Genomic DNA, 18,796 nt, shown 5'->3' with positions numbered 1-18,796 from the left:
ACTTTCTCGATGCTTTCAAAATTTTTGAATCATAAGAATATATTTTAAATTTCGTGTTATTCAATTTTAGTTAAATGCGATTTTCGTATTATTATTTTAAAAAAAATTGGAGTTTTTACAAGTATAAGACTGTTTAGTGTATGCGAAATATGAATAATTCAATTTTAGCATTAATAATTTAACATAATTCCTCTCTTTTGTCAAGGGATTAACAGCTATTTATCAATTTTATAATTATTACTCATTTTAACAGCCAGATCAAGAAATACTTCCTGTTCTCTTTCAGATAAAATAGATAGCAATTTTATGATCCTATCACGACCCTTTTTTTGGTGATTATCATAAAATTTCTGTCCCTTTTGGGAAAGTAATATTTCAACTATTCTTCGGTCATCATCCCTCCGCCTCCTCTTAACATAACCTTTATCTACCAGTCTATTAACAATACTAGTCATAGTTGTGGGAGGGGTAGCAAAAACAGAAGTTAACTTAGACATAATTGTAGAATTATATTTTCCTAAATATTTAATAATCAATAATTCTCTTATTCTTAAGTTCTCATCCAGAACTGAAAGTTGGTAGAATTCATTTAAGATAATCTTGAAAAAAGTCTCATCAACCTCTCTAGCTTTTTCGTCAATACCCATCTTTAACACCCCAGTTGTTTAAAATGTGCTAAACATTTAGTATGAAAATACCCAAAAATTGACCTTTAAAAATTCAATATTATACAAATATAAAAGTTCAGACCACAACTTTATAGTTTGCTCTAGCTCGAAAAATATATAATACGATATTCATATAATATGAATATCGTATTATATATAATAACATACTCTCACATTTTTTGTCAAGTTTAGAATTATTCTAATAATTTAAAATTATACTTTCTACACCTGCCGGTGTAATTGCTACCCTATCTTCATTATTTTTAATTTAGGTGGTGATACTTCTACCTCTGTTCATAAGTTTTACAAACAGACGGGGAGGATGTCAAAAAAATAAAGCGAAGAAAAACCCCCGGATCAGATCCAGGGGCTAAAGGTTCATACTATGAATTTTTCAAATCGGCTATATCCAATCTGTTTTGCGCTGCATGGTTTAACGCTAGGTTAGCTATGTTGTTGCTTCTTTTATTATCATCCTTTATCTCCCTTATGTCTTCCTTAATTTTGCTGATGTCATTCTCAATATTAGATAGTCTTTGATCAATATCAATTTTAAAATTACCGAAGCCCTCTAAAAATGTGTCAATCTTTTTTTCCAACCCGTTCACAAGCATCAACCCCTTTATTAATTTTAGCACATATCAGCATCGCTCGCTACCCTGATTTTAATTCAATTATTGATTTTATATTATAAATATAACACAATGCCAAAGTCTAAATAGTCTAATAAGAAAAAAATCAAAGAATTAGAAAGAGAATTCCAGTCATTTAAATAACCGGAATTCTGGGAAAAGTTAATTCATCAAATTTATAATATTACAGCTTGATAATCAACATACTCCATAGCAAAGGCCTCAGCCACAGCCTGATAGGTAATTTTACCAGCACATACATTTAAGCCTTTGGCTAAAGATTTATTATCCTTTAAGGCCTGCTGATAACCTTTATCTGCCAGTTCAAGGGCATATGGTAAGGTGACATTAGTCAGGGCATATGTTGAAGTCCTGGCAACTGCCCCCGGCATATTGGCCACTGAGTAGTGAATTATACCATCTTTAACAAAGACAGGGTCATCATGTGTAGTGGGATGACTGGTCTCAATACACCCCCCCTGATCAATAGCCACATCTACCAAAACTGAACCAGGCTGCATTTCCTGTAACATTTCTTCTGTAAGCAGGTAAGGTGCCTTTGCTCCAGGGATTAAAACCGCACCAACAACTAAATCGGCATCTTTTATTTCTTCTATAATATGGTATGGGTTAGACATAATAGTTTTTACCCTACCCTGGAAGATATCATCAAGGTATCTCATCTGCTCAGCACTTACATCCAGGATTGTCACATCGGCCCCCAGGCCTACTGCCATTTTAGCAGAATTAATACCTACTGTACCTCCACCAATAATTACAACCCTCCCTGGTTTTACACCTGGGACTCCTCCCAGGAGGACACCTTTTCCACCATGGGGTTTTTCCAGAAAACTGGCCCCTGCCTGGATAGCTAAACGACCTGCCACTTCACTCATAGGAATTAATAAAGGTAGAGAACCATCAGCTAATTGTATGGTTTCATAGGCAATAGAAACTACCTCTTTTTCCATCAGAGCCTTGGTGAGTTTTTCATCTGCTGCCAGGTGTAAATAAGTAAATAGAATCTTTTCTGGAGTAAAATAATCATACTCACTCTCTAGGGGTTCTTTAACCTTGATAATCATCTCTGCTTCAGCAAACAAATCAGCAGCCTGTTCTATAATATCTGCCCCTGCTTTACTATACTGTTCATCTACAATACCACTGCCCAGACCTGCCTTCTTTTCAACTAATACCTTATGACCAGAATCAGTCAGGGTTTTCACACCTGCTGGTGTAATAGCAACCCTGTTTTCATTATTCTTAATCTCCTTTGGTATGCCAATAATCATAATACCATCTCCTTAAATTATTTTAAATTTATCTTTAAGAGTCTGTTAGAAAAGTCACTACTTATACCCCGGTGATTATATATCACTTCACTCAACGGTAGCACCTTAACTTCGTTCTGGGAAATATAATCACCTAAAACAATTCTTTTCGAACACACACTTTTTAAAAAAAACATTTAAAACAGTTTTACCTTAATCCATTACATCAAAAGCAAGATTGAAATTTAATTTAAATACACATTTTCCATAAAAGGCCTGTGTCTTATTATAAAAAGCCCATAATTGATTGCCATAATCATAATGCCACCATTCATAATAATAATTACTAAAACCAGCTGCCTTCATTATATTATAAAGCAAGCGCCGATTATAAAGAATATCCTCTTCTTTGGGACTGAGTTTTCCTTTCTTGGCAAGCCTCTTTTCCAAAAAATTTGTAACAGACTTTTTAGTGTTTTCATCAAATTCTGTTCCCATATCAAGAAAAATCCCCTGAGCATTTGCTATAGTAAGATCTACCGCTCCACCAGTAATATGTGGAGAAGGATGTTTTGCATTATCTGAAGGTATAGCAACAAATTGTTCGGTAAGTTTATTTATGGCTTTTTCAGATTTATCGGGATGTTTTCTTAGCAATTTTTCCTTATATCTATCAAAAAGAGTCAGCTGTACTTCAGTCGGTCTCCAGGCATCAAAGATAACCAGTTTATATCCTGCTGGTAATAAGTCTGCAGCCTTTTTCAATCTCAGTAAAACCCCTCCTCTACAATAACATTCCGGCAAAGAATACTCTAAACCCTGCATAAAATACTGCGGCTTAACTATAATCCTATTTGATTTATCACTTATAGAGAACAACATCTCTTTATTATCAATTATCTTTATTTCTTTTACTTTTTTCCAATCTGGTTTCTCTAAATCTATTTTTAATTTATAATGTGATTTATCTAAATTCTTCATAATAACACCCTTAATATAGACTAATACCCAAATAATCTAGGCAAAAACAAAGTTATAGCTGGGAATAATATAATTAATGAAACAGTAAGCATAGCAAAGGCAACAAAAGGCCATATCTTCTTAAATAATGTCTCTAATTCTACATTACCGACAGCTGAAACAATATATACACAAGCACCCATTGGCGGGGTAATCAAGGCAATAGTTATATTCAAAGTCATAACAACACCAAAATGAAAGGGATCAATGCCCATGGCAGTAGCAACAGGGGCAATAATTGGAGTCAACAAAGTCAGAGCTGCAACCTCTTCCATAAACATTCCGATTAAAAATATTATAAAACTTAAGACAAACAACAAAACTGTACTGTTATCAGTCATAGCAATAAGAAAACCAGCAAATTTCTGGGGCACCTGTTCCCACTTTAACAACCAGCTAATAATAGAAGCACTCCCCATGATCACAAATACCACACTTGTACTGCGGACTGTCTCAAAAATAGCAGAGAAAAAGGCTTCCATTTTTAATTGTCTGGTTACAAAAAAACCAACAATTATAGTATATAGTACAGCTATTGCACCGGCTTCTGTAGGGGTGACTACCCCCAGTACTATTCCTCCGATAATTATCAAGGGGGCAATAAGCGCTACTAAAGACTGCAAACCAACTCTAACAATTTCAGCTAAACCTGCTTTTTCATTAGATACAGGATAATCGTATTTTTTAGAGTAATAGTAATTCATAATAATAAAAGCCGCCCCTAACATAATCCCTGGTACCACACCTGCTACAAAGAGGCCTCCAATTGACACATTGGTCATTGTCCCATAGAGTACCATAAAGATACTGGGTGGTATAATAGGACCAATCAAGGAACTGCCAGCAGTAAGACCTGCCGAATATGAACGCGGATAACCTTCCTTAACCATAGCCGGTATCAAGATAGAACCTAAAGCTGAAGAATCGGCAGCCGCTGAACCACTTATACCGGCAAAAATAATACTGGCAACCACATTCACATGACCTAAGCCACCTCGCAAATGTCCTACTAATACCCTACTAAAATTAAGTAATCTATCTGTTATACCAGTCTTATTCATTAAGTTACCAGTCAAAATAAAAAAGGGTATAGCCATTAGGGTCACCACATTCATTCCACCAAAGAATTGTTGAATCATAATACGAAACAATGACCAGTCCCCTAGATATAAAAAACCGATAAATGCTGTGCTTAATAAAGAAAGGAAGATCGGCACACCTATAAACATTAAAATCAAAAAACAGGCAAACATCACAATAGTCAATTCTTTCCCTCCTTTTTACCAGACAAGGAAAACTGTAGAAATATATATTGCAACAAAAACAAAAGTGCACCAATAGGAATTGCTAATAAAGGTATACCTTTGGATATTTGTAATCCTAAGGTTTTAAACTTCCATGAATTTATAGCATATCTAAACCCATAGTAGACCATAAAGAGCATAAGAAAGATAATAACAAACTGTACCAGCCAGTTTATTATTCTGGCAGAACCTTTGGCTAAAATCTTATTAAGAAAGGTAATACTCACATGTTCTCCATGATATAGAGCACTATTCATACCAATCATTACTGCCCATATCAAGGTAAAACGGGCCAGCTCTGCCGTCCAAATCGGAGATATATTAAAGAAATAACGGCTAAAAACATTAGCAATTATTACTACAAGATTTAGTATAAAAAGCGCCCCAGATAAGTAGGTGCTGAGACGCTCTATAATTTGAGAAAAACGGGAACAGGACTTTGGGAAAGGCTTATTCATCACCTACAGCCTCCTGATTAGCCTGACGCGCACTTTCTATCGCTAACTCGATCCATTCTTTATCTATCTTTTCTTCAATCCACGCTGAATAAGCTGGTTGTCCTATTTCTTGAAAAACTGTCAATTCTTCCCTGCTAGGTTGATATACCTCTACTCCATGGTCTGCAATAAATTTAACTCTACTGGCAACCTCTGATTCTACTGCTATACGGTTAATGCCATTGGCTTCTGCAGTCGCCTCTTTAATAAGATCTTGTTCATTTTTGCTAAGTGAATTAAACCAGGCACCATTAATAGTTAACCACTGACAGGAATACTGAATATTAGCCATAGTCATATAATCCTGTACCTCATAAAGACTACCAGATATAATATAAGTGGGAGGATTCATCTGGCCATCTGCCACACCAAGCTGTAAAGCTATATATACTTCTGACCAGTCTATCGGTATACCACTGGCCTCAAAGGACTCATATAAAGCTACCTGTCCTGCATCCATAGCCCTGAACTTCATGCCTTTAAAATCAGCCGGGGATTTGATTTTTCTTTTAGAATTGGTAAAGGCCAGAAAACCACCCTCTTCTACTGCTTCTAGTAAAATAACACCCGTTTTTTCTTGGAATTCCTTTTGGGTTTTTTCCCAATACTCACTACTATCAAAGAAGATATGAGCAGCCTCATAGCTATTAAACATAAAAGGGAGTGTGGCTGCATAAATTTCTGGATAAACAGAAACTATACCAGCATTTGATGCAATATTAATCATAGGCCCGTTCATAGTCTGTTCCATTCTTTGCTGTTCATTACCTAATTGACTATCAGAATAGAGTGTGATAGAAATACCACCATTAGTACCTGACTCAACGATCTCTTTAAACTTAACAGCAAAGGCGTGTACTGGATTTGTCTCCATATTGGCTGGTCCATTATATGACATTTTAATATCTTTCACCCCCGCTGCTGTTACCATTCCACTAAAAACCAAAACAAGTAATAACACTAACATTAACTTTACACATTTTTTGCTCATTTAACTGCCTCCTTACTTTTTTATTAATAAAAATAGGTAATTATAACATGAATAAGTTAATATACACATTTTTATGTAATGTTTATGTAACTTATATGTTAATTATAACTTTAACACATCGATAGCCCTCAAGCAAATATTACATCTTATATTATTATTAAGTATATTGCTGATTTATGTAGAGAAACAAATATAATTCACTTAAAATTGGTTTTATTATAGTGAATAAATTTTATAATAATGAAATTAATTTTTTGCAGAAAAAAGAATTTCCATATATAATAAGTAAGAGGGGGGCTTAACTTGAAAATAGGAAATAAAATAAAGGAATTAAGATTGTTAAAAGGAATGACTATCAAGGAGTTAGCAGAAAAATCTGAATTGAGTGCAGGAATGATCAGTCAAATAGAAAGAGATAAAATTGGTCTATCAGTTACATCTCTGTGGAACATCTCTCAGGCACTTAATATTTCAATCGGCTATTTTTTTAATGAAATGAAAGCAGACAACCATCTTGTTGTCAAAAAAACACAGCGCAAAGAAATTAAACTGGCAAATTCAAGTGCAGTCTACGAATTATTAACACCAGATCTATCGGGAAAAATAGAATTTTTAAGAATTGTTATCAAACCAGGCGAGAGTAATGATAGTAAACAAATAAGTCATCAAGGAGAAGAATGTGGTCTTGTTTTACAGGGAAAACTACTAGTTAAATACGGAGAGAAAGAGTATATTCTTGAAGAAGGTGACAGTATCCGTTTTAACAGTCTCATCCCCCATAAATATATCAATATAGGTGATATTAGTTCAATTTCTATCTGGGCAATGACACCCCCCAGTTTTTAATTAAGATAAATTCTCGGCACCCTTTTACTAATTCCGCAGACAATCTCATAATTTATGGTCTGACAAATCTCAGCCAGGTCATCAGCAGTAATCTCTAAATCCCCCTGCCGACCGATTAGCACAACCTCATCACCACAAGCAGCATCAGCAATATCAGTTACATCAACCAATATTTGGTCCATACATACCCTTCCCCTGATAGGGGCTCGCTCTCCCCCGATGAGAACAAAACCCCTATTAGACAACTGTCTTGGATAACCATCAGCATAGCCAAGAGGTATAGTAGCAATCATACTGGGGCGTTTGGTTATATAAGTCCCTCCATAACCCAGAGCAGAACCAGCAGGCATTTCCCGCAGTAGTGATATCTTTGCCTTCCAGCTCAAGGCCTTTTTAAAGTTATCACTAGAAACTATATTTTCCGAAGGCCTCAACCCATATATAATAATCCCCGGTCTGACCATATTAAAAGGCAAACCTGGTAAATCAAGTATGGCAGCACTATTTGAGGCATGAAGAAGAGGAATAGATATATTCTTTTCTTCCAACACCTTCAAAAGTTTATTAAATCTGGCCCACTGATAATATGTATAGGCTTTATTACGTTCATCAGCACAGGAGAAATGAGTCATTAACCCCTCTATTTCCACCCCCTGATACCCTGCAATATCACGTGCAATCCCTGTTCCTTCCTCTATAAGAAAACCCTGCCGACCCATTCCACTATCAACCGCCAGATGCACCTTCAGCTTAACACCTCTGGTCAGAGCCTCTTTATTTAAATATCCCAGGGTAGTGCTATCAGAAACAGTAGCAATCAAATCATAAGCAAAGAGTAATCGATACTGTTCTGGAGATATATTAAATAATACCTGAATCGGTAAAGATATCCCCCTTTTCCGCAATTCAACCGCTTCTTCAGGCAGAGCAACAGCCAGACGATCAGCGCCAGCTTTACACAGGGCTTTAGCTATCATTATAGCCCCATGGCCATAGCCGTCAGCCTTGATAACCGGCATGATTATAACATCTTTATCAACTAAATCCTTAATCATTTTAAAATTATTTTTTATCTGAGCAAGGTCAACTTCAACCCATACTGGTCTTGTTATTACATCTTTTTGCACAACGATCACCTATTATATATAATTTTGTTATTTTATTATTATTTATTCCTAAGAAAGCTCCAGCTGTTTTTCCTCTTTGTTTAACAACCCTTGCTTATTAATAAACCTGGAGACCCTTTTGCTTTCAGGAAAGAAACCGGCAGGACGGCGCAGCATAATAATTATTAGAACTAGACCTATAATAAATAACCTGATATCTCCCATTCTGGTAGCTAAAGCTGGTGGCAGATAATCAACTGCTATGATTGTACCTTCCCAGACCAGACGAATTACTAAGGCCCCAGCTATTGCCCCCAGGTTATTACCGACACCCCCGGCAATAATCATAATCCAGATTATAAAAGTATAGAGAGACTCAAAATTATTGGGGGTTATATAGGTATAAAAATGGGCAAGTAATGCACCACCTAAACCATATAACATACTGGAAATTATTATGGTTTGAATTTTATAATTAAAAGTATTTTTTCCTAGGGAAACAGAGACATTCTCATCTTCCCTGATAGAACGCAATACACGTCCCCAGGGACTCTTAATTAACTTTTCTATAAGAAGATAAACTAAAAGCAGAATTACTATCACTAATACTAAAAAGAATATATCATAAGCAAAGCGGGAAGCAAACAAATCACGTAAGGGCTGAGGAATCATACCTATACCCATTGGACCCTGAGTTATTTTTTCTTCCTGTAAGGCTATCAACCTCATTATTTCAGCAAAACCCAGACATCCTAAAGCAAAGTAATTATTATCTTTTAGCCTAAGAATAAATGGAGTAAGCAATAAAGAAGCCAGACCGGCAGCGATCATTGCCCCTAAAATACCAATTATAAAGGGAAGACCAAATCCCCCCAAACGTGTCCCGGTAGCTGCTGTAGTTAATATAGCAGTAGTATATGCACCAATAATCATCATCCCATGTATTGAAACATTAAAAAGCCCTGTACCACCCCAGCTAATATTTGTACCGATTGCAAAGATAGCATAAATAACTGCAACTGTTAGAAAGAATATTATAAAAGAAACAACTCCCAATTAACTCACCTCATTTCAACTTTGATTCTTTAAAGATACCCATCGGCCTCCAGAGCAAAACTATAATCATCATTAAAAAAGAAATTCCTAATTTATAAGTCGGCGGAATAAAACCAGCGGCAATTTCCATAGATAAACCAACAATCATAGCACCAATTACAGCACCATAAATACTTCCTATACCCCCAATTACCATAGCTACAAAGACAGGTATCAAGATATTCCAGCCCATCATCGGTACTAAACGAGTATCCAGCGCCAGAAAGAAACCAGCAAGTACCGCCAGTGCAGTCCCCAGTATCCAGGTCCACCTGTAAACCCTTTCCATATCTATGCCTGAAATTCGGGCCAGATCCACATTATCAGCTACCGCCCTCATTGATTTACCTATTTTAGTTTTAGTCATAAAAAAATGAATAAGAAACATTACAACAAGCGAAACAATTATAATAATAATTTGATATAAAGTAATATGTAAACCAGCTATATTAATAGCTTTCCTGACTGGGAGGTCATACCCCTTAACACCACTACCGAAAAAAACCTTTAATAGGCTTCGCAAACAGAAGGTTACACCAACCGAAGTCATAAGTAAAGCTACCGATTCTGCCTGACGCATATGGGAATAAATCATTTTATCCAGTATAAGAGATAATATAACAGTAAATACTACTGCTAATAAAACTGAGATAATCAGGGGAATACCATTAATTACACTAAAGAAAAATACAAGATATGCTGCAACAGTCATTATTGAACCATGGGCAAAATTGAAAAAATCCAGTATTTTCGTTGTGATTGTTAACCCCATTGTAGATAACGCAACAATTATACCATAGATTAGACCATTAACTACTAACTGCATTCTAAATACCTCCCCTTTGACTTAAATCTTAAGCTTCTAAAAAAACCGTGCTTCTAATGCTCCGCCCCACTGAATCTTCCTTTTATAACGCAAGGTCGATTCAGCATCACCTTAACTAAGACAAATATATTTGTCGGTCTTTAAAGTTATCCACAATCATGTTTATAAATAAGGTCTATAGTTTTAAATAAAACTATAGACCTATCTATTAAATTACTCTTCCCACCAGATCGGTAGTTTAAAATTAATTTCACTGGCAAAGTCAGAAATTTCAGCTGGTTTAAAGTTTCCAGCTGTCTTAAATTTCAAATCTTCGCCTACAGTCCAGTGCTCATACAAACCAGAGACATCTCCATTTTCATCGAAGTTAATAGGTCCAGAAGCCCCAACATACTGAATATCTTTACCCTGGGCAATCAATTCCTTAGCTTTAGCAAACTCATTTACTGTTACTACTACACCAGGGGCATTAGCCACCTCACGTATTGCATCTTTGATTGCCTCCCTATCAGTTGCTGTACCAGCTTTCTCAATAGCTAAAGCTGCAATCATAGTACCATCAAAGGCATGAGCAGTAAAAACAGATTGCTCTTCATCGCCATATTTTTCCTGCCACATAGTATCGAAGATTTTACGACTATCATTTTCAGGCAGCGCTGTAGAAACACCTTCAAAACCTCCATAAATTTCATAGCCCAACGTCTTAGGTAAAGTAGGGGCCTTAGCTACTTCAGCACCTAACCAATTACCTCCAAAATCCAACTGATACCATTGCTTTAAGATAACAGTGATATCAGTTGGATAAGCTGCATTAATAATCACATCTGGAGCATTTTCAAAGACCTTACTCAATTCTGAACGATAAGAGGCCTTTGATTTGTCTACCCTAATACAATCTAAAATTTCTCCACCAGCTTTTGTCCAGGCTTCTTTGAAAACCTCTTCAATACCAATACCATATTGATTATTGACGACCATAGTACTGGCTGTCTTATACCCTTTTTCTTTAGCCAACATCGCCAGGGCTACACCCTGACCAGCATCAGAAGGACAGGTGCGGAAAAAGTAATCATTATCATCCAGATAAGTAATCTGAGGCGAGGTACAACCAAGACCAATCTGTATTACTTGGTTAGGAATAGTAAGTGTACTGGCCGCAATTGAACAACCACTTGACCATCCCCCCAGGAGTATAGGAATATTATTCATTTTAACTAACTTATTAACCGCAGAAATTGCTGCTTCAGGTTTGGTCTGATCATCAGTATAAAGGATCTGTAATTCGTGACCGAGAATACCTCCACTTTCATTAATACATTTTTCAGCTAAAATTACCCCCTGTTGCATAGGCCCATTTTCAGGTGCACCAGAGCCAGTCAAAGAAAGCATACAACCAATCTTAATTGGAGCAGCCAAAACAAAACTAGTCATTACAAACAAAAAGCTTAGTAAAAAAATTGCAATACAAGATATTTTTCTATTCATCTGAATTTCCTCCCTGATTTTTTAAATATAGTTTTAAAAGTACACTCCATCTTAATAAAATAAATCTCATTTACATCTACAATTATTTTAATCACATTCCCCCGAGATTAACTAAGCACCCAAATAGGCATTTAATACCTCTTCATCTTCCATAACCTCTTCAGGTCTTCCCTTTAATATTGTCTTTCCCATATTCATAACAAAGATTGGGTTACACAATTTCATCATGAAATTCATATCATGACTAATAATTAAATAAGTACGACCCTTTTCTTTATTAAATTTTTGAATATATTCCACCATTGAATTAATTAATGTAGGATTAATACCTGCTGTGGGTTCATCAAGTAAAACCACTTCAGGCTCTGCCATCTCTGTCCTGGCAAATTCAACTAATCTTTTCTGACCAACCGAAAGACTTCCGGCCAGAACATCCCATTTATCTTGCAAGTCAACCAGCTCCAACAATTTCATTGCCTTCCCCATTAATTCTTCTTCCTGCTTTTTTACCTTCTTAATCCTCAAAATATTATTCCAGAAAACCTCTCCATACTGCTTTTTAGCTGCCAACATAACATTTTCCAATACAGTCATTTTTTCCAGTTGCCCAGTCAATTGAAAAGTACGGCAGAGTCCATTATGAAAAATCGCATAAGGAGGCAAACCACTAATCTCTTTCCCTTTTAAACGGACAACACCTGAATCTGGTTTGTGAAAGCCAGTAATACATCTAAAGGTTGTGGTTTTACCTGCACCATTGGGACCAATCAAACCAGTAATTTTACCTTTCTCAACCTCCAGATTACAACCATCAACAGCCTTAACACCGCCAAAATGCTTTCTTAAATTTTCTACATGCAAAATAACCCTTTCCTTGGCAATATCACTCATTAAAATCACCCCTATTTATAAATCTATTTTGCAGTCTCTCTGCAATAGTTAAAATTTGTTTAATAGTATATTGTTTTTTTATGTTATGTCTTTGTTATGTTTTTGTTAACTTGTCTCTTATATTACCTTAATTTTGCCATTTTGTCAAGTATTTTATGGAAATATAATTCATTTATGAATGTTATATCACATTTACATAACATCAAAATGCCTATAGAGCAAAGTGGCTTAGCGGCCAGCCAGACTTAATCAAATACAGCAGCTTTCTTAACTCAAAACTACTTATTACACATAGCTAATCAATAAATTATTAACCAGACAAATATATTTGTTGGACGACTCTAGAAATTGTCTGGAGGCATGGACGCCGAAAGACAATTTCTCGACAGTAAGCGAAAGCAGGACGCTGTAGCGCACGACAAGGGAAACAAATATATTTGTCGGTCTTCAAAGTTATCCACAATCTCCTGATTAACAATAAAAAATTCCTTGATTATATATAACCAAGGAATTAAAACAACACTAGTATAGTTAAACATCTTGTAAGAGGTTCTTATAATTAATTCTCAATGTCTTTCATATATTAGTATCCATAACTTAAGGCCCCTCCATCTACTGCAAAATCTTGCCCGGTAATATATTTCCCCGCCTTACTAATAAGATATAAGACCATGGTTCCAATATCTTCTGGTTCCCCAAATTTATGTAGGGGCATTCTACCAAGAATTTTAGCCTTCCTATCATCATCCATCACTTTAATACTCATTTTTGAAGGAATCCAGCCTGGTGCTACTGAGTTAACTAATATATTATCATTCACCCATTCAATGGCTAATCCTCGTGTAATACCAGTTACTCCTGCTTTAGTAGAACAATAGGGTACAACTTCTTCAAATCCTAAATGTGCTGCCATTGAAGAAATATTAACAATTCGTCCTATGTACCTAGATCTTTTTAAATAAGGATAGGCATATTGACTCATGCAAAACACAGCATCCAGATTAAGACGATGTATCTCATCCCAATATTCTTCACTTACATCCTCTGCCCGCCATCTTTTAGTAGTCCCGGCATTATTGATTAAAAAATCTAAGCCTTCTTTTTCACCGATTTCACTTACAACTTTTTTCACATTCTTACTATCTGTAATATCTACTGGTATTCTTACGATATTATCATGCTCAATTGAACCCTTTCCACTTCTACTTAAGTCATAAACTTTAGCACCTACATCTGCTAAAACTTTTGCTATGCCTTCTCCAATACCGCTTGAAGCACCAGTAACAATGCCTACTCTTCCTTCTAATGAAAACAATCGTTCTAAGGTATTTGCTGTATTACTCTCCATTATTTCACCTCATTTAAGAACTCTTCTCTAAATCTAAAGCCCCAACCATTACCTTGACGTGGATATACATAGCCACTTTCTATAAGCATACGATTATCTATAATTTCATCAATCCAATCAAATGATTCTGCTCCATAAGGTTTAGAAATTGTAGTAAGTAATGGAACATCATAATCTTTATAATAGTGTGGTAGCACTGGAATATTGTTTAGACTAGCCAGGGCAGCCGAATTCCTCCATTCTTCAACCCCACCTATTCTTATAATATCTGGTTGCCATAAGTCTAAAGCATTTCTTCTAATAAGTTCTTTTAAAGCTGTACAATCATATTCTCTTTCACCCATAGCTAGTGCAATACTTGTTTTGCGACGGATAATTTCATAACCAGAAAAATCATCATGTACAATTGGCTCTTCAAACCAATGAATACCCATATCGGATGCCAGTTTAGAAAGCTTAACAGCTGAAGGTACATCCATACCCTGATTGGCATCAATCATAATTTTTATATTTGTTCCTACTGCTTCTCTTACTTTTTTTATACGGATAATATCCCTTTCAATATCTTTTGAACCAACTTTTATCTTCACCGCTGTAAATCCACGCTTTTTATAATCCATTACTTCCTCGAGTAATTCCTCATCCGTATAAGATAACCAGCCACCACTTCCATAGACAGGTATTTTAATATTACTTCCCCCAAGAATCTTCCAGATAGGTTGATTAAGTTCATGACCCCAGGCATCCCACATTGCGATATTAAAGGTTGCTACTGCCCATCTTTGAAGTCCTATACTACCGAAGTATTCCGTTTCAATTTCATATTCTTTTTTCATTTTAACTGTCTCATAAATATGATACTGTTCTTCTAGTATAAAAGTTTTTAAATCGCTTAAGGCTCCTTCTATTGCTTGAGGAGAATAATGAAAAGACAGTAAATACCCCTGACCTCTGGTTCCCTTATTTGTAAAAATTTCCACAACATAGAAAGCAATGTCTGAGATACTGTGTGTTGCATCAGCGATTGATTTCGATATTTGTGAAGTCGCCTTATATATTTTTACGTCTTTAATTCTAGTCAATGTCGAACACCCTTTCATTTTTCAATTTAAATAATGGGTTTTATCCAATTTCCTGGACAGAAAGATACAACTATACTTCTAATTTCTTATAAGATACACATTGTTTTTCAATTAATTCCCAATCTAGGTTTCCTCCAACTCCCGGTTCCTCTGGAACTGTAATCATTCCCTGTTCATCTATAGGCAACTTCCCCTGCATAGGAAACTGGAAATTATCTTCTGGAACAAAATACTCAAAATAGTCGCAGTTTCTAATGGCACATGATACATGCAAGTTCACTAAATCCATATAGTTCATTGTTGTAGTATGTATCTCACATCTTAGACCAAATGCTTCTGCAAGATGAGCAATTTTCAATGTCCCGGTTATCCCATTCTTCCAGGATACATCTGCCCTGACAATATCTGCAGCCTTTTGTGCAATAGACTGGGCAACACCCCAATGACAGCCCCTGGTAGTCTCAGTAGCCGCAATAGGTATGTCCACAGTTCTGCATAATTCTGTATATTTATATAACTCAAAATCTCTAAAAGGTTCTTCTAGCCATAAATAATTTAACTGCTCTAGCTGCCTGGCTATTTTTATTGCTTCATCTAAACTATACTCTGCCACCGGGTCGCTCATTAAAATATAATCATCTCCAACAGCATCCCTTATTGCCTGGTGAATCTCCAGATCCCTCTGCACTGGCCCTGAAGGATGCGCCTTGTAAGCTTTAATTCCTTTCGATTGATAGTATAAAACTTCTTCTACATATTCTTCTACTGTCTCATGAAAAAGACCACTGGCATATACTGGTAACTTGTTTCTATAAGCACCTAAATATTTATATAGTGGCAGCCCTGCCGCTTTTGAGGCAATATCCCATAAGGCTACATCTACAGGTCCCGGCAAATATACCGGGAAAAAACACAAGTGTCTGTCGAGATTCCATAGTTCCTGCCAAATGGCTTCTCGATCATAAGGGTCTCTACCTATCAATATAGGACCGATATTATCCTGCAAATATCCTTCAGTTACCGTTCCCGATCTAGCGGCCAGAGCTGTCGTGATTCCTTCTATTCCAGTATCAGTGCTAATCTTTATTACAACAACATCCCAGGGCATTTTACTTCCACCCTGCCGTTTTTCATCAAAAAAACATTTATCGCGTTTTACCCACCATGTTTCAAACTTTACTATTTTCATGCACGGCCTCCTATTAAAGAGTCTGTTCGAAAAGTATCAGTATATACCGCCGGGGATTATATATCCCTTCACTCAACGGTAACACCACAGGTACTCCGTATTTGACTAGAGCACACAAGAACAGTTTAAGGTTGCACCTTAACTTCGTTCAGGGATATATAATCCCCTATTTATGCCTTTTCGAACACACACTTAAATACATCTGTACTAAATATTTCATTTTTGATTCCTTTTCTTAGTAATTTTTTCCTTCGTCTTTCCTAACACTAACATTATAAGCTCTTTTTCTAATTGCTTAAATAACATAAATTCCTTGCTCTGGCTCTAAAAGCCAAAAAAATTCTTCACATTGTAATAACATACATTCTCCACAACTCTTTTTAGCTCTTCTTCACCGGAGAAATATTCTCCTCGTTCTACCAGATCTCCAAGGTAATTACAGAGTACACGGCGGTAAAGTTCATGCCGGGGATAGCTTAAAAAACTACGGCTGTCAGTAAGCATACCCACAGATAGACTGATTGGGTAGAGGTTCGCTGTAGCAGCAAATTGACGCTCAATACCATAAACCTGGTCATTAAACCACCAAGGGGCACCTAGTTGTACTTTGGCCCGGGTTCCTCCCTCACAGAAAGCAGCAGCAAGTATAGCAAAATTCTCAATTTTACTACTATCCAGCGGATATAAAATAGTTTTTGGTAATTCATCAATAGATGTTAAACGGTCAAGTAGAATACCAATACTTTTGACACTTGTACTATCATCTGTGCAGTCAAATCCAGTTGATCGTCCTATGGCAGCTACTTTACTAGTATTGGCATCAAGATATGTTCCCACATGAAGCTGCATCACAAATCCATTTCGCTTGTACATACGCCCCATCTCAAATAAAAAGGCAGAACGGTATTGATTTATCTCTTGTGTAGAAAGCTCATCACCTACAATAGCCCTGGAAAAAATAGCCTCAACCCCTTTTAAGGTATAGTCTTCCCATGTAAACTCAGGAATACCATCATCACTGATATTAGTCCCTATACTTTTAAAGAATTTTAAACGTTTTTCAAGTGCAGAAAGCAGACTAGCAAAACTAGCAATATCTTCTCCGGCAGCATTACCAAGATTTAAAATATAGTTGGAAAAATTCTCTTTTTCACAAAACATGGCTTTATCAGGACGGAAGGCTGACAATACCTTGATTTTCATTGTAGGGTCCTTTTGCAACTTCTGGTGATATTTCAGAGTATCTATAGGGTCTTCAGTAGTACTAACTATCTCTACATTTGACACTTCCATACACCATCGGGGAGTCATTCCCTTTTCACAAATCATCTTTTTTGTTCTATTATATATCTCTTCAGCATTAGCTTCACACAAAGGTTCATCAATATCAAAAAAGCGTTTTAATTCCAGGGCACACCAAATGTAAAGAGGATTGCCAATAAGCTCTGGCAGTATTTTAGCAAAAGCCATATATTTTTCATAATAACTTGCCTCACCAGTTATATATCTTTCGTCAATCCCAAAGGTACGCATGGCACGCCATTTGTAATGATCACCAGCCAACCACATTTCTCCTAAGTCTTCAAATTCTTTGTTCTCCCAAATTTCTTTAGGTTGCAAATGGCAGTGATAATCGATGATAGGCATTTGCTCAGCAACTTCATGGTATAGTTTGCGGCCGGTTTCATTTGTAAGAAACAATTCCTCAGAAAATTTATTATTCATTTCACTCACCTCTAAAATCCAATTAGGGCGCCGCCATCAACCGGAATACATGCTCCGGTAATGTAACGGGCTGCATCACTGCAGAGAAATGCAGTACACATTCCAACATCCATAGGGTCGCCAACTCTTTTAGCAGGTATACGCCCCATAATTTTTGACAATCGAGTTGAATCATGATCAGTTGCTTTATGGAACATAGGTGTATCAATCCAACCCGGTGCAATGGCATTGACACGGATGCCGAACTCAGCGCACTCCGCAGTAAGGGTATGAATTAAACCAAGATATCCTGCTTTGGCAGTAGAATAACCACTAACCTGGGGCTGACCTATATAACTGGTCATACTAGCCATAAAAACAATGTTTCCATAATTAAAAGTTTTCATATGCGGCACCAGGGCTTTAGTCAAAGCAAATGCACCAACAAGATGCACATTCAATACCTTTACATAGTCTTCCACTGACATATCCCAGATATATTTTTTACAGTGATTTCCTGCATTATTGATCAGAATACTGATCTGACCGTGGTCAGCGATAATCTTATCCACCATTTCCTGGGTATGGTCAGTATTGGTAATATCAAATTGATAAAAGACTGCCTGTTCACCAAACTCAGCTAAGGCTTCTGCAGCCTGTTCTGGTGTTTCAAAGCTTAATACAATCACCTTTGCGCCGGCACTGATTAAACAACGTGTAATAGCAAGGCCTAATCCCGTCGAGCCCCCGGTTACAATTGCAGTTTGTCCTTCTAGAGAATACGCATTATTGATGTTAAAGTTTTTAAAATCTATTGCCATTCTAAACGCTCCTTTTACTA

The 18,796-nt window shown here is 36.4% G+C and carries 18 protein-coding genes; 1 reads left to right on the top strand and 17 read right to left on the bottom strand.

The features are described from left to right. Window positions 1-215: 215 nt before the first annotated feature. The 7 genes from D7D81_RS06435 to D7D81_RS06405 all read right to left on the bottom strand — a co-directional run bounded on the left by D7D81_RS06435 (window position 216) and on the right by D7D81_RS06405 (window position 6,383). Window positions 216-647 carry a MarR family winged helix-turn-helix transcriptional regulator gene (locus D7D81_RS06435; protein ID WP_125988398.1) on the bottom strand — a complete coding sequence of 144 codons (432 nt, stop codon included), beginning with the start codon at window positions 645-647 and terminating at the stop codon, window positions 216-218. 404 nt (window positions 648-1,051) lie between these two features. Next, window positions 1,052-1,267, bottom strand: coding sequence for a hypothetical protein (locus D7D81_RS06430; RefSeq protein WP_205739358.1), 216 nt, complete (start codon window positions 1,265-1,267; stop codon window positions 1,052-1,054). Window positions 1,268-1,476: 209 nt separating this feature from the next. After that, complete coding sequence (gene ald, locus D7D81_RS06425) at window positions 1,477-2,592, bottom strand: alanine dehydrogenase (protein WP_125988394.1); 1,116 nt, start codon at window positions 2,590-2,592, stop codon at window positions 1,477-1,479. Window positions 2,593-2,784: 192 nt separating this feature from the next. Then, window positions 2,785-3,552 (bottom strand): M15 family metallopeptidase, encoded by a 768-nt coding sequence (locus tag D7D81_RS06420; protein ID WP_125988392.1) that lies wholly within the window; start codon window positions 3,550-3,552, stop codon window positions 2,785-2,787. A gap of 20 nt (window positions 3,553-3,572) precedes the next feature. Then, window positions 3,573-4,847: a TRAP transporter large permease gene (locus tag D7D81_RS06415; RefSeq protein ID WP_230869762.1), complete on the bottom strand. Its 1,275-nt coding sequence runs from the start codon at window positions 4,845-4,847 to the stop codon at window positions 3,573-3,575. Window positions 4,848-4,852: 5 nt separating this feature from the next. Then, on the bottom strand, window positions 4,853-5,353 hold the full coding sequence (locus tag D7D81_RS06410) for a TRAP transporter small permease (RefSeq protein WP_125988390.1): 501 nt from the start codon (window positions 5,351-5,353) through the stop codon (window positions 4,853-4,855). Further along, window positions 5,346-6,383 carry a TRAP transporter substrate-binding protein gene (locus tag D7D81_RS06405; RefSeq protein WP_125988388.1) on the bottom strand — a complete coding sequence of 346 codons (1,038 nt, stop codon included), beginning with the start codon at window positions 6,381-6,383 and terminating at the stop codon, window positions 5,346-5,348. Before D7D81_RS06405 ends, D7D81_RS06410 begins: the two co-directional genes overlap by 8 nt. Window positions 6,384-6,686: 303 nt before the next feature. On the opposite strand from D7D81_RS06405, the gene D7D81_RS06400 reads away from it, so the two are divergent. After that, the gene (locus D7D81_RS06400; protein ID WP_125988386.1) at window positions 6,687-7,229 is read left to right on the top strand and encodes a cupin domain-containing protein; all 543 of its coding nucleotides are present in this window, start codon (window positions 6,687-6,689) and stop codon (window positions 7,227-7,229) included. Here the strand turns inward: D7D81_RS06400 and alr are convergent. The 10 genes from alr to D7D81_RS06350 form a co-directional block, all read right to left on the bottom strand. Beyond that, window positions 7,226-8,356: an alanine racemase gene (alr, locus tag D7D81_RS06395; protein WP_286170277.1), complete on the bottom strand. Its 1,131-nt coding sequence runs from the start codon at window positions 8,354-8,356 to the stop codon at window positions 7,226-7,228. The two genes, D7D81_RS06400 and alr, sit on opposite strands and share 4 nt — an antisense overlap. 48 nt (window positions 8,357-8,404) lie before the next feature. Next, on the bottom strand, window positions 8,405-9,391 hold the full coding sequence (locus D7D81_RS06390; RefSeq protein WP_125988383.1) for a branched-chain amino acid ABC transporter permease: 987 nt from the start codon (window positions 9,389-9,391) through the stop codon (window positions 8,405-8,407). Window positions 9,392-9,401: 10 nt separating this feature from the next. Then, window positions 9,402-10,256, bottom strand: coding sequence for a branched-chain amino acid ABC transporter permease (locus tag D7D81_RS06385; protein ID WP_125988381.1), 855 nt, complete (start codon window positions 10,254-10,256; stop codon window positions 9,402-9,404). Between the two features lie 213 nt (window positions 10,257-10,469). Continuing rightward, window positions 10,470-11,741: an ABC transporter substrate-binding protein gene (locus D7D81_RS06380; protein WP_125988379.1), complete on the bottom strand. Its 1,272-nt coding sequence runs from the start codon at window positions 11,739-11,741 to the stop codon at window positions 10,470-10,472. 111 nt (window positions 11,742-11,852) lie between these two features. Then, window positions 11,853-12,632, bottom strand: a complete 780-nt coding sequence (locus tag D7D81_RS06375; protein WP_125988377.1) for an ABC transporter ATP-binding protein — start codon at window positions 12,630-12,632, stop codon at window positions 11,853-11,855. Between the two features lie 583 nt (window positions 12,633-13,215). Beyond that, window positions 13,216-13,947 (bottom strand): SDR family NAD(P)-dependent oxidoreductase, encoded by a 732-nt coding sequence (locus D7D81_RS06370; protein ID WP_125991965.1) that lies wholly within the window; start codon window positions 13,945-13,947, stop codon window positions 13,216-13,218. A 32-nt stretch (window positions 13,948-13,979) separates the two neighbouring features. Then, window positions 13,980-15,080 (bottom strand): mandelate racemase/muconate lactonizing enzyme family protein, encoded by a 1,101-nt coding sequence (locus D7D81_RS06365; RefSeq protein WP_125988375.1) that lies wholly within the window; start codon window positions 15,078-15,080, stop codon window positions 13,980-13,982. A gap of 52 nt (window positions 15,081-15,132) precedes the next feature. Continuing rightward, a complete protein-coding gene (locus D7D81_RS06360; protein WP_125988373.1) occupies window positions 15,133-16,251 on the bottom strand; it encodes an enolase C-terminal domain-like protein in 1,119 nt (372 codons plus the stop codon). 324 nt (window positions 16,252-16,575) lie between these two features. Further along, window positions 16,576-17,976 (bottom strand): glucuronate isomerase, encoded by a 1,401-nt coding sequence (uxaC, locus tag D7D81_RS06355; RefSeq protein WP_125988371.1) that lies wholly within the window; start codon window positions 17,974-17,976, stop codon window positions 16,576-16,578. Between the two features lie 11 nt (window positions 17,977-17,987). After that, window positions 17,988-18,776 (bottom strand): SDR family NAD(P)-dependent oxidoreductase, encoded by a 789-nt coding sequence (locus D7D81_RS06350; RefSeq protein WP_125988369.1) that lies wholly within the window; start codon window positions 18,774-18,776, stop codon window positions 17,988-17,990. Between the last annotated feature and the right edge of the window lie 20 nt (window positions 18,777-18,796).

The organism is Halocella sp. SP3-1 (genome assembly GCF_003953885.1).
Lineage (GTDB): Bacteria > Bacillota > Halanaerobiia > Halanaerobiales > DTU029 > Iocasia > Iocasia fonsfrigidae.
This window is presented reverse-complemented; position numbering and strand designations above follow the sequence as displayed.

What these genes read in the sequence shown, in the direction of transcription:
- uxaC (WP_125988371.1), bottom strand. Translation starts at nt 17,976, where the DNA reads ATGAATAATAAATTTTCTGAGGAATTGTTTCTTACAAATGAAACCGGC.
- ald (WP_125988394.1), bottom strand. Translation starts at nt 2,592, where the DNA reads ATGATTATTGGCATACCAAAGGAGATTAAGAATAATGAAAACAGGGTT.
- D7D81_RS06435 (WP_125988398.1), bottom strand. Translation starts at nt 647, where the DNA reads ATGGGTATTGACGAAAAAGCTAGAGAGGTTGATGAGACTTTTTTCAAG.
- D7D81_RS06365 (WP_125988375.1), bottom strand. Translation starts at nt 15,080, where the DNA reads ATGAAAGGGTGTTCGACATTGACTAGAATTAAAGACGTAAAAATATAT.
- D7D81_RS06350 (WP_125988369.1), bottom strand. Translation starts at nt 18,776, where the DNA reads ATGGCAATAGATTTTAAAAACTTTAACATCAATAATGCGTATTCTCTA.
- D7D81_RS06380 (WP_125988379.1), bottom strand. Translation starts at nt 11,741, where the DNA reads ATGAATAGAAAAATATCTTGTATTGCAATTTTTTTACTAAGCTTTTTG.
- D7D81_RS06410 (WP_125988390.1), bottom strand. Translation starts at nt 5,353, where the DNA reads ATGAATAAGCCTTTCCCAAAGTCCTGTTCCCGTTTTTCTCAAATTATA.
- D7D81_RS06405 (WP_125988388.1), bottom strand. Translation starts at nt 6,383, where the DNA reads ATGAGCAAAAAATGTGTAAAGTTAATGTTAGTGTTATTACTTGTTTTG.
- D7D81_RS06360 (WP_125988373.1), bottom strand. Translation starts at nt 16,251, where the DNA reads ATGAAAATAGTAAAGTTTGAAACATGGTGGGTAAAACGCGATAAATGT.
- D7D81_RS06385 (WP_125988381.1), bottom strand. Translation starts at nt 10,256, where the DNA reads ATGCAGTTAGTAGTTAATGGTCTAATCTATGGTATAATTGTTGCGTTA.
- D7D81_RS06375 (WP_125988377.1), bottom strand. Translation starts at nt 12,632, where the DNA reads ATGAGTGATATTGCCAAGGAAAGGGTTATTTTGCATGTAGAAAATTTA.
- D7D81_RS06420 (WP_125988392.1), bottom strand. Translation starts at nt 3,552, where the DNA reads ATGAAGAATTTAGATAAATCACATTATAAATTAAAAATAGATTTAGAG.